General features: G+C 59.4%; 14 protein-coding genes. 12 read left to right on the top strand and 2 right to left on the bottom strand.

The features are described from left to right. Positions 1-44 precede the first annotated feature (44 nt). Positions 45-3254: a ribonuclease E gene (gene rne / locus ASC74_RS17430; protein ID WP_056742749.1), complete on the bottom strand. Its 3210-nt coding sequence runs from the start codon at positions 3252-3254 to the stop codon at positions 45-47. 700 nt (positions 3255-3954) lie between these two features. Here rne and rluC point away from each other — a divergent pair. From rluC to ASC74_RS17445, 3 genes are read left to right on the top strand one after another with little or no spacing between them, the layout of a single operon-like run. Then, positions 3955-4917 (top strand): 23S rRNA pseudouridine(955/2504/2580) synthase RluC, encoded by a 963-nt coding sequence (rluC, locus tag ASC74_RS17435; RefSeq protein WP_046049069.1) that lies wholly within the window; start codon positions 3955-3957, stop codon positions 4915-4917. Beyond that, the gene (locus ASC74_RS17440; protein WP_056742750.1) at positions 4904-5566 is read left to right on the top strand and encodes an HAD-IA family hydrolase; all 663 of its coding nucleotides are present in this window, start codon (positions 4904-4906) and stop codon (positions 5564-5566) included. The genes rluC and ASC74_RS17440 overlap by 14 nt, the downstream gene beginning before the upstream one ends. Before the next feature lie 24 nt (positions 5567-5590). Continuing rightward, positions 5591-6580 carry a S49 family peptidase gene (locus ASC74_RS17445; RefSeq protein ID WP_056742751.1) on the top strand — a complete coding sequence of 330 codons (990 nt, stop codon included), beginning with the start codon at positions 5591-5593 and terminating at the stop codon, positions 6578-6580. 146 nt (positions 6581-6726) lie between these two features. Here ASC74_RS17445 and ASC74_RS17450 read toward each other — a convergent pair whose 3' ends face one another. Continuing rightward, complete coding sequence (locus ASC74_RS17450) at positions 6727-7305, bottom strand: Maf family protein (protein ID WP_056742752.1); 579 nt, start codon at positions 7303-7305, stop codon at positions 6727-6729. 106 nt (positions 7306-7411) lie between these two features. Between ASC74_RS17450 and ASC74_RS17455 the strand changes: the two genes are divergently transcribed. The 9 genes from ASC74_RS17455 (at position 7412) to mltG (ending at position 14830) form a co-directional block, all read left to right on the top strand. Next, complete coding sequence (locus ASC74_RS17455) at positions 7412-7939, top strand: YceD family protein (protein ID WP_004371317.1); 528 nt, start codon at positions 7412-7414, stop codon at positions 7937-7939. A 13-nt stretch (positions 7940-7952) separates the two neighbouring features. Next, the gene (gene rpmF, locus ASC74_RS17460; RefSeq protein WP_008152339.1) at positions 7953-8135 is read left to right on the top strand and encodes a 50S ribosomal protein L32; all 183 of its coding nucleotides are present in this window, start codon (positions 7953-7955) and stop codon (positions 8133-8135) included. 4 nt (positions 8136-8139) lie between these two features. Continuing rightward, positions 8140-9150: a phosphate acyltransferase PlsX gene (plsX, locus tag ASC74_RS17465; RefSeq protein ID WP_082555843.1), complete on the top strand. Its 1011-nt coding sequence runs from the start codon at positions 8140-8142 to the stop codon at positions 9148-9150. A gap of 125 nt (positions 9151-9275) precedes the next feature. Continuing rightward, complete coding sequence (gene fabD / locus ASC74_RS17470) at positions 9276-10214, top strand: ACP S-malonyltransferase (RefSeq protein WP_008152335.1); 939 nt, start codon at positions 9276-9278, stop codon at positions 10212-10214. Positions 10215-10230: 16 nt separating this feature from the next. Further along, the gene (fabG, locus tag ASC74_RS17475) at positions 10231-10974 is read left to right on the top strand and encodes a 3-oxoacyl-ACP reductase FabG (RefSeq protein WP_046056097.1); all 744 of its coding nucleotides are present in this window, start codon (positions 10231-10233) and stop codon (positions 10972-10974) included. A 191-nt stretch (positions 10975-11165) separates the two neighbouring features. Next, entirely contained in the window at positions 11166-11402 is a 237-nt protein-coding gene (gene acpP, locus ASC74_RS17480; RefSeq protein ID WP_003442511.1) for an acyl carrier protein, read from the top strand. Between the two features lie 108 nt (positions 11403-11510). Next, positions 11511-12755: a beta-ketoacyl-ACP synthase II gene (fabF, locus tag ASC74_RS17485; protein ID WP_056742754.1), complete on the top strand. Its 1245-nt coding sequence runs from the start codon at positions 11511-11513 to the stop codon at positions 12753-12755. After that, entirely contained in the window at positions 12755-13570 is an 816-nt protein-coding gene (pabC, locus tag ASC74_RS17490; protein ID WP_056742756.1) for an aminodeoxychorismate lyase, read from the top strand. The genes fabF and pabC overlap by 1 nt, the downstream gene beginning before the upstream one ends. Before the next feature lie 3 nt (positions 13571-13573). Continuing rightward, positions 13574-14830, top strand: coding sequence for an endolytic transglycosylase MltG (gene mltG / locus ASC74_RS17495; protein WP_056742757.1), 1257 nt, complete (start codon positions 13574-13576; stop codon positions 14828-14830). Positions 14831-14836 lie beyond the last annotated feature (6 nt).

Raw genomic sequence — 14836 nt, forward strand, 5'->3', positions numbered from 1 at the left:
CCCCGCCTGGATCACCAGGCGGGGCTTTTTAGTGGCCGATGGAATCAGACGAGAGGTTTAGGCTCGTGTTCTTTTTCCAGGGCTTGCTCGTGTTGCTCTACCGCTTCCTGAACGGAGCGCGGTGCTTCGTCGATCACCGATTCAGCGGGTTCGGCAGCAGCGACTTCAGCAACCGGGGCAGGTGCTGCCTCGACGACTTCAGCGACAACCGGTGCTGGTTCGACAGCCGTCGGAGCAGCAGCGGCAGCCAGTTCGGCTTCCTTCTGCAGACGCTCCTCTTCACGCTTGCGACGACGCACTTCACGCGGATCGTTCGGCGCACGGCCACTTGGCGTCAGGGCGCTGACAGGGGCGGCTTCGACTTCCGGTGCAGCCACTTCGGCAACAACCGGCGCTTCAACCACCGGGGCAGGCTCGGCAGCAGCAACCACTGGTTCGGACACCATGGCCTCGGCTACTGGCGCTTCGGCGGCGGCTGGCTCGGCAACCCAGTTGAACGCGGTTTGCTCTTCGCGAACTTCACGGACAGCTTCGGTCACTGTTTCGGAGGCTGTTTCGACAACCGGTTCTGCGGCAACCACTGGCTCAGCAGCAGCTTCAACGACAGGCTGTGCTTCACGAACCGGGGCGACTTCGATTTCCGGAGCGGCGGTGGCTTCGACCGGAGTCGTTGCTTCAACCACTGGCGCTTCCACTGGAGCGGTTTCCAGGGTGGCGGCAGTCGCGCGTTCGGCTTGCTCGTTAGCCTGTGCTTCGGCTGGAGCACTGATCACGGTGCTGGCAACGGCTGCGGTAACAGCCAGGCCGGCGGCCAGATCGGCAGCGCTTGGCGCTTCGTTGGTTTCGGCAGCTTCGTTACCTTCGGCGGACTCGGATTCTTCCGAACCTTCGATCACATTACCGTTGGCATCGCGCTGACGCTCACGACGGTTGCTGCGACGACGCTGGCCACGGGAGCGGCGGCGTGGACGATCGCCTTCGGCGCCTTCCTGACCGTCTTCCTGCAGTTGCTCTTCGTTGGTAACCAGCTCTTCTTCAGCTACTGCGGCAGTGGCTTGCTCGGCACGTGGCTGGCGTTCTTCACGCGGTGGGCGTGGAGCACGTTCTTCGCGTGGCTGACGAGCTGGACGCTCTTCAGCGGTAGCAGTAACAGTAGCAGCAGCGGCCGGAGCAGCATCAAGAGGCTCGCGCAGTTCACGAACCGGACGCTCTTCACGATCGCCACGTGGCTTGCGATCTTCGCGAGGAGCGCGCGGTGCACGTTCTTCACGAGGGGCACGTGGTGCGCGCTCTTCACGTGGAGCGCGTTCTTCGCGGGCGACTGCTACTGCTGGCGTTTCTTCGCGGGCTTCGCGTGGCTCACGTGGTGCGCGCTCTTCACGCGGTGCACGTTCCTCGCGAGGCTTGCGCTCTTCATCGCGGCGACCGTTACGGTTGCGGCTCTGCTGACGACCGTTGCGACGCTCTTCGTTGCGGGCCGGACGCTCGGTGGTCGCCGGTTTTTCAACCACAACCGGAGCAGCAGGCTCTTCCTTGCTCGCGAACAGGCTGACCAGCGACTTCACCAGGCCTTTGAACAGGCTTGGCTCTGGCGCGGCGGCCGGTGCGGCAACAGGGGCGGCAGCGACGACTTCGCTCGGAACCGGAGCGTTGGCGCGGGCCGGAGCGGTCTTGACCGCGGCTTCCTGGCGAACCAGGGTGCGGGTCGCAGCGGCTGGCTGGACTTCTTCGACTTCGGCAGCGGCAGCAGCGATTTCGTAGCTGGACTGGCCGACTGCGGCTTCCGGGCTGTCATCGCGCAAACGCTGCACTTCGAAGTGCGGCGTTTCGAGGTGATCGTTCGGCAGAATGACGATGCGGGCACGGGTGCGCAGTTCGATCTTGGTGATCGAGTTGCGTTTTTCGTTGAGCAGGAACGCGGCGACCGGGATCGGCACTTGGGCGCGAACTTCGGCAGTGCGGTCTTTCAGGGCTTCTTCTTCGATCAGACGCAGAATCGCCAGCGACAGCGATTCAACGTCACGGATGATGCCGGTGCCGTTGCAACGCGGGCAAACGATGCCGCTGCTTTCGCCCAGCGATGGACGCAAGCGCTGACGGGACATTTCCAGCAGGCCGAAGCGCGAGATGCGACCGACTTGCACGCGAGCGCGGTCGGCTTCCAGGCATTCGCGGACTTTCTCTTCCACGGCGCGCTGGTTCTTGGCAGGGGTCATGTCGATGAAGTCGATGACGATCAGGCCGCCGATGTCGCGCAAGCGCAACTGACGGGCGATTTCTTCGGCGGCTTCAAGGTTGGTCTGCAGAGCGGTTTCTTCGATGTCGCTGCCTTTGGTGGCGCGCGCCGAGTTGATGTCGATGGACACCAGGGCTTCGGTCGGATCGATAACGATGGAGCCGCCGGAAGGCAGTTCAACGACGCGCTGGAAAGCGGTCTCGATCTGGCTTTCGATCTGGAAACGGTTGAACAGCGGAACGCTGTCTTCGTACAGCTTGATCTTGCTGGCGTACTGCGGCATCACCTGGCGGATGAAGGTCAGGGCTTCGTCCTGGGCTTCAACGCTGTCGATCAGCACTTCGCCGATGTCCTGGCGCAGGTAATCGCGGATGGCGCGGATGATCACGTTGCTTTCCTGGTAGATCAGGAACGGCGCGGAGCGATCCAGCGAGGCTTCTTTGATGGCGGTCCAGAGTTGCAGCAGGTAGTCGAGGTCCCACTGCATTTCTTCGCTGCTGCGGCCCAGGCCGGCAGTGCGAACGATCAGACCCATGTCGGCTGGGGCAACCAGGCCGTTCAGGGCTTCACGCAGTTCGTTGCGCTCTTCACCTTCGATGCGACGGGAGATACCGCCGGCACGCGGGTTGTTCGGCATCAGAACCAGGTAACGACCGGCCAGGCTGATGAAGGTGGTCAGGGCTGCGCCCTTGTTGCCACGTTCTTCTTTTTCGACCTGAACGATGACTTCCTGGCCTTCGCTCAGGACGTCCTTGATGTTGACGCGGCCTTCGGGGGCTTTCTTGAAGTATTCGCGGGAGATTTCTTTGAGGGGCAGGAAGCCGTGGCGCTCAGAGCCGAAATCGACAAAGGCAGCCTCAAGGCTTGGTTCGATGCGAGTAATCCGGCCTTTATAGATGTTGGCCTTTTTCTGCTCGCGTGCACCGGATTCGATGTCCAGGTCGTAGAGGCGCTGGCCATCTACCAGTGCAACACGCAACTCTTCGGGTTGAGTTGCGTTAATCAGCATTCTTTTCATGTAGTACCGTCGGTTTCCGGGCTGCCGGAAACGGCGTTCGGCACACACGACTTCTCATGGTCGGTGTCAGGTGCGTCAGGAGTGGTTGGACACTCCAGTGTCTAGCGAACCCCGACCAATTGGGCCGGCGTCGCGACGTACGCGTCCTGCTTGCTGTGGCTACTTAAGCACTCAGTCAGGAGGAGGAATCAACCAGCGGCTGTGGACGAGATGAAGCGTCTTGATAAAGCCTATTGCTACACAGTCCAGCGGTTGTGCATCTCCACCCTACACGTATCCCTGATAATTCGGGTGCTGCCGCGCGCAGAATCCGCAGCGGGTTGGCATTTACCGTGAGCTCCGAAAGGGGAGGTCACGCATCATGGCTAATTTAGGCGTTGTTTCCGAAGCGTTCGCTCGGGGTTGTTCGTAGCTGACTGCACTTTGTGAACTGGCCGTGAATATTTGCTCGCAAGGCGAGTGAAAACTCTGCTTTGCGGCATGCTTCAGGCCTCATGTCACCTGCGCTCGTTACAACTGCAAACTCTACCGTTTCGTAGCGAAAGCGCCGTAGGACGGCCTCTCGTCCTCGTGAATTGCGTTGGTCAGGGCCGGTTTTTGACCGTTAGTCCGCTGTCCAGGCCACTTTTGGCGGCGTTCGCGACTATAGCAGCAATGATTAAGTGCTTCAATTCCATAAAAAATTGTTATCATCCGCGCCATGACGACTACTGCCCCTTCGACCCCAGCCGTACAACTGCTGGAGGTCTCGCCGGAATATGCCGGCCAACGTATTGATAACTTCCTTCTCGCTCGGCTCAAAGGCGTGCCCAAGACCTTGATTTACCGCATTTTGCGCAAAGGCGAAGTGCGAGTGAACAAAGGTCGGATCAAGCCCGAATACAAGCTGCAGGCGGGCGATATCGTGCGCGTACCGCCGGTTCGCGTGCCCGAGCGCGACGAGCCGGTACCGCTGGCCCAAGGCTTGCTCCAGCGTCTCGAAGCCTCGATTGTCTTCGAAGACAAGGCATTGATCGTGATCAACAAGCCTTGCGGCATCGCGGTTCATGGCGGCAGCGGCCTGACTTACGGGGTGATCGAAGCCTTTCGTCAGTTGCGTCCCGATTGCAAGGAGCTCGAACTGGTTCACCGTCTCGACCGTGACACCTCCGGCCTGCTGATGATCGCCAAGAAGCGCAGCATGCTGCGTCACTTGCATACGGCATTGCGCGGCGATGGCGTCGATAAGCGCTACATGGCGCTGGTCCGCGGCAACTGGGCGGCCTCGATCAAGCAAGTCCGGGCGTCGCTGGGTAAGAGCAACCTGCGCTCCGGCGAGCGCATGGTCGAGGTCGACGAGGAGGAGGGCAAGGAGTCCGTGACCGTGTTCAAGGTCCTGCGTCGTTTTGGCGACTTTGCCACCCTGATCGAAGCCAAACCGATTACTGGCCGGACTCACCAGATCCGCGTCCATACCCTCCATGCCGGGCATTGCATTGCCGGTGACACCAAGTACGGCGATGAAGGCTTCAGCAAAGAGATTCGCGACCTGGGCGGAAAGCGCCTGTTCCTGCACGCCTACATGCTGACCGTGCCGCTGCCGGATGGTGGTGAGCTGAAGTTGCAGGCGCCGGTCGACGAGATGTGGGCCAAAACCGTGGAGCGCCTGAGTGCACCCATCTGATTACAAGCTGCTGATTTTCGATTGGGACGGCACTCTCGCCGACTCCATTGGTCGGATTGTCGAGTCGATGCATGTCGCGTCCGAGCGATCCGGATTTCAGTTGCGCGATGATCTTGCTGTCAAAGGCATCATCGGTCTGGGTCTACCGGAAGCGATTCGCACGTTGTATCCGGAAATCGGCGACGACGAATTGGTAGCCTTCCGTCAGCACTATGCTGATCACTACATCGCCTCGGAAGCTGTGCCTTCGCCGTTGTTCGAAGGTGTGGTCGAGTCGATGGAAGCGTTTCGCGCCGAGGGTTATCACTTGGCGGTCGCGACCGGCAAGGCTCGTCGCGGGCTGGATCGGGTGCTGAAGTCTCACGGCTGGGAAGATTATTTCGACATCACCCGCGCGGCCGACGAAACCGCCAGCAAACCCCATCCGCTGATGCTTGAGCAGATCCTCGCTCACTGCGAGGTTCGCCCGGAGCAGGCGCTGATGGTGGGCGATTCGTCCTTTGACTTGCAGATGGCGCGCAACGCCGGCATGGATTCGGTGGCCGTCAGCTATGGCGCGCAATCGATCGAAGCGTTGAAATTATTCGAGCCGGCACTGGCCATTGATCGTTTTTCAGAATTGCATGCCTGGCTGAGTCAGCGGGCTTAATAGGTTTTTGCTGGGGTACATGTCATGACCGACGAATGGAAAGCGCCCGCCAAGGCGAGCGCAGAGAGCGGTGACGAGAAAAGCTGGAAGCTGCTGGAAAAGACCCTGCTGGCTGGTGTGCAGGAGCAGCGCCGGTCCCGTCGCTGGGGGATTTTCTTCAAGCTGCTGACCTTTGTGTACCTGTTTGGCGCGTTGGTCCTGTTCACGCCGCTGATGGACATGGAAAAAGCTGCCACCCGCAGTGGCAGCTACACCGCTCTGATCGACGTGACCGGCATGATCGCCGACAAGGAGCCTGCCAGCGCTGACAATATCGTTGGCAGTCTGCGTGCAGCCTTTGAGGATGAGAAGGTCAAGGGTGTGATCCTGCGGATCAACAGCCCGGGCGGCAGTCCGGTGCAGTCGGGTTATGTGTACGACGAAATCGTTCGCCTGCGCGGTCTGCATCCCGATACCAAGGTCTACGCGGTGATCTCGGACCTCGGCGCTTCCGGTGCTTACTACATCGCCAGCGCGGCCGATCAGATCTACGCCGACAAGGCGAGCCTGGTGGGTTCCATTGGCGTGACGGCGGCCGGTTATGGCTTTGTCGGGACGATGGAGAAGCTGGGTGTCGAGCGTCGCACTTACACCTCCGGCGAGCACAAATCGTTCCTCGATCCGTTCCAGCCGCAGAAGCCTGAAGAAACTCAGTTCTGGCAGGGCGTGCTCGATACCACTCATCAGCAGTTCATCAGCAGCGTCAAAAAAGGGCGTGGCGACCGCCTCAAGGACAAGGAACATCCGGAGCTGTTCTCCGGGTTGGTATGGTCCGGCGAGCAGGCGCTGCCGCTGGGCCTGATCGATGGCCTGGGGAATGCCAGTTCGGTGGCGCGTGACGTGATTGGCGAGAAGGAGTTGGTGGATTTCACCGTTCAGGAATCGCCGTTCGATCGTTTCTCGAAAAAACTGGGTGCCAGCGTGGCTGAGCATCTGGCGATGTGGATGGGCTTCCAGGGGCCTTCGTTGCGCTGATTCTCCTGTCACATAAAAAAACCGGCTTTTGCCGGTTTTTTTTAAAGTCAAAAGATCGCAGCCTCGTTTCACTCGACAGCTCCTACAGGGGTACGCATTTCAATGTAGGAGCTGTCGAGTGAAACGAGGCTGCGATCTTTTGATCTTTAAGGTATCTGCACGCCTTCGGTCAGCAACATGTCCACCAGGCGAATCAATGGCAGGCCGATCAGACTGGTGGCGTCAGGGCCTTCGGTGCTTTGAAACAGGCTCACCCCCAAACCTTCGGCTTTGAAGCTGCCAGCGCAGTCATAGGGCTGTTCCGCGCGCAGGTAGCGTTCAATGCGCGCGGTATCGAGTGTGCGCATGTGTACGGTGAACGGCACGCAGTCGACCTGGCATTCACCAGTCTGGCTGTTGAGCAGTGCCAGGCCGGTGAGGAAGGTCACGCTGGCACCGCTCGAAGCCAGCAATTGTTCGCGGGCCTTTTCGAAGGTGTGCGGTTTGCCGATAATCCGCTCGCCAAGCACCGCGACCTGGTCGGAGCCGATGATCAGATGAGCGGCGTGGCTGCCGGCCAGCGCACGTGCTTTTTCCTCGGCGAGGCGCTTGACCAGCTCGATGGCGGACTCGCCCGGGCGATGGCTTTCGTCGATATCCGGCGAGCTGCAGGTAAGCGGCAGCTGCAAGCGGGCCAGCAATTCCCGGCGATAAACCGAGCTTGAAGCGAGTAATAAAGGCAGCATGCGCATCTCCAGAAGACAGGCGCGAATTCTAGCGGAGGCTTGCAAGTGACGGACAGGGCTGAATTTCCTTTGACATGGCTGGGGGCATCCCTATAATGCTGCGCCTATGTTGAATGACCCGATTCCACCTCACGTTGACCCGCGCAAATTGGCTGATCGTGGCACCACCCTTCAAGGTGAACTGCTGCTGGCCGATTTGGAGAGACTCTGCGACCCGCTTTCCGACACTGTCGGTACGGTGCAGGCTAAATTCGTTTTTGAACGAGATGAACGTAAGTCTGTGGTAATCCACAGCTTTATCGACACCGAGGTCAAAATGGTTTGCCAGCGTTGTCTTGAGCTGGTCACCCTGCCGATCCATAGCGAATGCAGTTATGCTGTGGTGAAGGAGGGTGCGAATACCCAGTCGTTGCCGAAAGGTTATGACGTGCTGGAACTGGGCGAAGATCCTTTGGATCTGCAGTCACTGATCGAGGAGGAGCTTCTGCTCGCCTTGCCCATTGTGCCTGCTCATCATCCGGAAGAATGCCAGCAGCCGGCGGGTCTCGATGAGCCCGAACCGAGCGAGGACGAGGTAACGCGGTCCAACCCGTTCAGTGTATTGGCGCAGTTAAAGCGTGACCCAAACGTTTAGGAGTTAATCAATTATGGCTGTTCAGCAGAACAAAAAATCCCGCTCTGCCCGTGACATGCGTCGTTCGCACGACGCCCTGACGGCAAGCACTCTGTCTGTAGAAAAAACCACCGGTGAAATTCACCTGCGTCACCACGTATCGCCAGAAGGCGTATACCGTGGCCGTAAAGTGATCGACAAGGGCGCTGACGAGTAATCACTTGTCTGCTCAAGTCATCGCGATTGACGCAATGGGCGGGGACTTCGGTCCCCGCAGCATTGTTCAGGCCAGCCTTGCTTGTCTGTCTGCTACGCCCTCGCTGCACCTGACCCTCGTCGGTCAACCCTCCCTTCTTGAAGAATTGCTCTCTGGCCAATCGGCTGTGGATCGCTCGCGCCTGTCGATTGCTCCGGCGTCCGAAGTCATCACCATGGACGAAAAACCTGCTCAAGCCCTGCGCGGCAAGCCCGACTCGTCGATGCGCGTGGCGCTGGAGTTGCTGCGCGATGGCAAGGTCCAGGCCTGTGTCAGTGCCGGCAATACCGGTGCGCTGATGGCGTTGTCGCGGTTTGTGCTCAAGACCTTGCCGGGTATTGATCGGCCGGCGATGGTGGCGGCGATTCCGACGCAGAAGGGTTATTGCCAGTTGCTCGACCTGGGCGCCAATGTCGATTGCAGCGCCGAGCATCTGTTGCAGTTCGCTGTGATGGGGTCGGTGGCGGCGGAAACGCTGGGCATCGTTCGTCCGCGAGTGGCGCTGCTGAACATCGGTACTGAAGACATCAAGGGCAATCAGCAGGTCAAGCTGGCGGCCACCTTGTTGCAGAGTGCTCGCGGCATCAATTACATCGGTTTTGTCGAAGGTGACGGTGTGTACCGTGGCGAGGCGGATGTGGTGGTATGTGACGGTTTTGTCGGCAATATCCTGCTCAAGTCCAGCGAAGGCCTGGCGACCATGATTGCCGGGCGCATCGAAGCCTTGTTCAAGAAAAACCTCGCGTCGAAAGTGGTCGGTGCTTTGGCATTGCCACTGATGAAGCGCTTGCAAGCCGATCTGGCGCCCGCGCGGCATAACGGTGCAAGCTTCCTCGGGTTGCAGGGAATTGTGGTGAAAAGCCATGGTTCGGCGGGGGTTCAGGGCTTGCAGAGTGCGATTCAGCGCGCCTTGATCGAGATCCAGGAAAACCTGCCGGAACGCATTCACGGTCGCCTGGAGGATTTGTTGCTTTAGGCGTTTTCGTCGGACAATGCTTAAATGTGACCGCTCAGTTCAATTTGCCATCCAACTGTCAGTTTCTTGCGTCCCCAAAACGGGACGTCAATTCTCCGACGACAAGATCATTAGGGGCTTGTTACATGTCTGCTTCCCTCGCATTCGTCTTTCCGGGACAGGGTTCGCAGTCCCTCGGCATGCTGGCCGAGTTGGGCGCGCAACATCCGGTTGTCCTCGAAACATTCAAAGAAGCTTCTGATGCTCTGGGTTACGACCTGTGGGCACTGACCCAGCAAGGGCCGGAAGAGCAACTCAATCAAACCGATAAAACCCAGCCGGCCATTCTGACCGCCTCGATTGCCTTGTGGCGTCTGTGGCTGGCTGAAGGCGGCGCGCGTCCGGCTTATGTTGCCGGGCACAGCCTGGGCGAATACAGCGCTCTGGTTGCCGCGGGCAGCCTGAGCCTGGGCGACGCGGTGAAGCTGGTTGAACGCCGTGGTCAGTTGATGCAGGAAGCCGTTCCGGCCGGGCAAGGTGGCATGGCCGCCATTCTCGGTCTGGACGATGCTGATGTGCTGGCAGCCTGTGCCGAAGCGGCGCAAGGCGAAGTGGTCAGTGCGGTCAACTTCAACTCCCCTGGCCAAGTGGTCATCGCCGGTGCCAAGGCTGCGGTCGAGCGCGCCATCGAAGGCTGCAAGGCTCGTGGCGCCAAACGCGCCATGCCGTTGCCGGTCAGCGTGCCGTCCCATTGCGAGCTGATGCGTCCGGCGGCCGAGCGTTTCGCCGAGTCGATCGCAGCGATCGACTGGCAGGCGCCGCAGATCCCGGTGGTTCAGAACGTCAGCGCCACTGTGCCGGCCGATCTGGAAACCCTCAAGCGCGATCTGCTTGAGCAGCTTTACAAGCCTGTGCGCTGGGTCGAATCGGTTCAGGCGCTGGCCGCCAAAGGTGCTACCCAGTTGGTCGAATGCGGCCCGGGTAAAGTGCTGGCTGGCCTGAACAAGCGTTGCGCCGAAGGCGTGTCGACATCCAACCTCAATACCCCCGACGCCTTCGCTGCCGCTCGCGCAGCGTTGGCCTGAATCAGGAGAAGCCTGCATGAGTCTGCAAGGTAAAGTTGCACTGGTCACTGGCGCGAGCCGCGGTATCGGCCAGGCTATCGCCCTGGAACTGGGTCGTCAGGGCGCCATCGTTATCGGCACCGCGACGTCTGCCTCGGGTGCCGAGCGCATTGCCGCTACCCTGAAGGAAAACGAGATTCAAGGCACTGGCCTGGAACTCAATGTCACCAGCGACGAATCCGTTGCTGCAGTACTGGCGAGCATTACATCGCAGTTCGGTGCGCCGGCGATCCTGGTCAACAATGCCGGTATCACCCGCGATAATCTGATGATGCGCATGAAAAATGACGAATGGCATGACGTCGTCGATACCAACCTGAACAGTCTGTTCCGCCTGTCCAAGGGCGTTTTGCGCGGTATGACCAAAGCCCGTTGGGGACGAATTATCAGTATTGGCTCGGTTGTGGGTGCCATGGGCAACGCAGGCCAAGTAAACTACGCAGCCGCCAAGGCCGGTCTGGAAGGTTTCAGCCGATCACTGGCGCGTGAAGTCGGTTCGCGTTCGATTACGGTAAACTCGGTGGCCCCTGGGTTCATCGACACCGATATGACCCGCGAACTGCCCGAGGCACAGCGTGAAGCCTTGCAGACGCAGATTCCGCTGGGCCGTCTGGGGCAAGCTCAAGAGATCGCGTCTGTGGTCGCTTTTCTTGCGTCCGACGGTGCGGCTTACGTTACTGGGGCTACAATCCCGGTGAACGGCGGGATGTACATGAGTTAAATGTGACGGATCGCTTCAAAAAAATGTCATACGAGCTGTCTAAAATCCGTTATAAAGCTGCAATCTATTTATAGGCAGAGGGTCGTCGGGTTTGAGGAGTGAAGCTTTCAGTTGAAAAACTGAAAAGTCTTTCTATACACTTACCCACTGGCCAGCTGCCTGAATTTGTCCATTAGGAGTGAAAACAAGGTATGAGCACCATCGAAGAGCGCGTCAAGAAAATCGTTGCTGAGCAACTGGGCGTTAAAGAAGAAGAAGTGGTCAACACTGCTTCCTTCGTTGAAGACCTGGGTGCCGACTCCCTTGACACTGTTGAGCTGGTGATGGCTCTGGAAGAGGAATTCGAGACCGAAATCCCTGACGAAGAAGCTGAGAAGATCACTACTGTACAAGCCGCAATCGATTACGTTACTAACCACCAGGCTTAATAGCTTGTAATCGTTGCTTGCTGTCATGGAAAAACCGCACTGCCATCACGGCGTGCGGTTTTTTCTTTAGGCCTGATGCAAAGTCGTCATTTGAAAAAGGAGAGTGCTGTGTCGCGTAGACGCGTCGTAGTCACCGGTATGGGTATGTTGTCGCCACTGGGCACGGATGTGCCGAGCAGTTGGCAGGGCATTCTGGCTGGCCGCAGTGGCATTGGTCTGATCGAACACACCGACCTTTCTGCCTATTCCACCCGTTTTGGCGGCTCGGTAAAGGGCTTCAATGTCGAGGAATACCTGTCGGTCAAGGAAGCTCGCAAGCTCGACCTGTTCATTCAGTACGGTCTGGCCGCAGGTTTTCAGGCAGTTCGTAACTCTGGTCTGGAAGTCACCGACGCCAACCGTGAGCGTATTGGCGTGGCCATGGGTTCGGGTATTGGCGGACTGACCAATATCGAAGAAACCAGCCGCACACTGCATGATTCCGGCCCACGACGGATTTCTCCGTTTTTCGTGCCTGGCTCGATCATCAATATGATTTCCGGTTTCCTGTCCATCCATCTGGGCGCACAGGGACCTAACTACGCCATCGCCACCGCGTGTACCACCGGTACGCACTGCATCGGCATGGCGGCACGCAACATCATGTACGACGAAGCCGACGTGATGATTGCCGGCGGCGCTGAAATGGCAGCTTGCGGTCTGGGCATGGGCGGCTTCGGTGCCTCCCGCGCACTGTCGACCCGCAACGAAGAACCGACCCGCGCCAGCCGTCCATGGGACAAGGGCCGTGATGGCTTCGTGCTGTCCGACGGCGCCGGCGCTCTGGTTCTGGAAGAGCTGGAGCACGCCAAGGCTCGTGGTGCGACGATCTACGCCGAGCTGATCGGCTTTGGCACCAGTGGCGATGCCTACCACATGACGTCGCCACCGGCTGATGGTGCAGGGGCTGCACGTTGCATCACCAATGCGCTGCGCGATGCCAAGATCAATGGCGATCAGGTTCAGTACATCAACGCCCACGGCACCTCGACGTCGGCCGGCGACCTTGCCGAAGCCCGTGCGATCAAGTCGGTGTTCGGCGATCACGCTTACAAGCTGGCGGTCAGTTCGACCAAGTCCATGACCGGTCACCTGCTGGGTGCGGCGGGCGCGGTCGAGGCGATCTTCAGTGTGCTGGCGATCAACAGCCAGGTAGCACCGCCGACCATCAACCTTGATGAGCCGGACGAAGGTTGCGACCTCGATTTCGTACCGCATACCGCGCGCAATATGGATATCGATGTGGTGTTGTCCAACTCCTTCGGGTTTGGCGGCACCAACGGCTCGCTGGTGTTCCGCCGGTTCGCTGACTGATGGACAGCTGGGTCGACGGTCAGCCGGCTGACGCTTTGTCGCTGAAGGATCGCGGCCTGGCTTACGGTGATGGTCTGTTCGAGACCATTGCCGTGCGCAACAGCGCTCCGGTGCTGCTGGATCGGCATCTGGTGCGTTTGGTCAAAGGTTGCCAGCGGTTGGCAATTAATCTCGATCATGCGGCTGTCTGCACAGAATTACTGACCTATGCCCAAGCGCTGGGCGAAGGTGTGCTCAAGCTCATTGTCACGCGTGGCGAAAGCGCGCGCGGTTATGCGCCCGATCCTTCGGCTCAGGCGCGCCGCATCATGATGGGCAACCCACCCGCGGTTTATCCTGCTGCCCATGCGGAGCAGGGTGTTCGCCTGTTCCCCTGTGCGACGCGGCTTTCCAAACAGCCTCTGCTCGCCGGACTCAAACACCTGAACCGTCTTGAGCAGGTTATCGCCCGTTCTGAATGGCAAGATACCGATCATGCCGAAGGCTTGATGCTCGATCAGGCCGGGCGCGTCATTGAAGGCGTGTTCAGCAATCTGTTCCTGATCCGCGATGGCGTGCTGATCACGGCTGATTTGAAGCGCTGCGGCGTGGCCGGCGTGATGCGTGCCGAATTATTGTTTCAAGCCGAGTCGTTGGGGATCCCCACGCAAATCACCGATATCACCCTCGATCAGCTGCAATGGGCTGATGAAGTCTTTGTCTGCAACAGCGTGTATGGCGTTTGGCCGGTGCGCGCCTATGCCGCACTAAGCTGGCCGGTTGGTCCGCTCACCCGTAAACTCCAAACCATTGCCCGCGCGCTACTGGATGCTTGATACGTGAGACGTAAATTCTTGCTGCTGCTGGAAACCGGATTGGTTCTGGCAGGGCTGTGTCTGGGCGCTTCCGCCTGGAAAATCCATTCGGCGCTGGAACAGCCGCTGAACATCACTCAGGAAGAGCTGCTGGAAGTGCCCAAAGGCACGACACCGACCCGCACCTTCTATCGACTCGAAGCCGATGGCGTCATCAAGGATGCTTTCTGGCTGCGGGTGTATTGGCGCTTCAATCTCGCCAAACAACCGTTGCACAAGGGCGAATACCGCATGCAGCCCGGCATGACCGTCGAAGGGCTGATTGACCTGTGGAAACGCGGGGAAATAGTTCAGTACAGCCTGACCCTGGTCGAGGGCTGGAATTTCCATCAGGTGCGCGCTGCTCTGGCCAAGGATGAAAAACTCGAAAAGACCCTCGACGGTTTGAGTGATAGCGAGGTGATGGACAAACTCGGCCACACCGGGATTTTTCCGGAAGGGCGATTCTTCCCTGACACCTACCGCTTCGTGCGCGGCATGACCGATGTCGAGCTGCTGAAAAAAGCCTACGACCGCCTCGACGAAGTCCTGGCCAAGGAGTGGAGCCAGCGCGCCGCTGACGTGCCGTACACCGAACCCTATCAGGCGCTGATCATGGCCTCGCTGGTGGAGAAGGAAACCGGCGTGCCGCAGGAGCGCGGGCAAATCGCTGGCGTGTTTGTACGGCGCATGGAAATGGGCATGTTGTTGCAAACGGATCCGACCGTGATCTACGGCCTCGGTGATCGTTACAACGGCAAATTGACTCGCGCCCACCTCAAGGAAGCGACGCCGTACAACACCTACATGATTTCGGGATTGCCGCCGACCCCGATCGCCATGGTCGGCCGCGAAGCGATTCATGCAGCGCTGAATCCGGTGGCGGGCAATAGCCTCTATTTCGTTGCTCGTGGTGATGGCAGCCACGTGTTCTCCGATGATCTGGACGCGCACAATAACGCTGTGCGTGAGTTCCAGATCAAGCGCCGTGCCGACTACCGCTCCAGCCCGGCGCCGGCTACGGCACCAGAGGCGACGGATCAGCAGGCCCCGATTCCGGCTGCTTCGCCCGACACAGCTCCCGAGGCTTTGCCGCAAGTGTCGCCGCAGGAGTCGGTGCAGGAATCGTCGCCAGTGCAGCCTCAAGAGACCCCGCCGGCGCCTGCTCCAGAACCCGCTCAAGAACCCGCAGCCGCACCCGCGCCCGAACCGGATGCAACCGCGCCGCAAAGCCCGCAATGACTCTGA

The organism is Pseudomonas sp. Root329, from assembly GCF_001424925.1.
GTDB classification, from domain to species: Bacteria; Pseudomonadota; Gammaproteobacteria; order Pseudomonadales; family Pseudomonadaceae; genus Aquipseudomonas; species Aquipseudomonas arabinosi.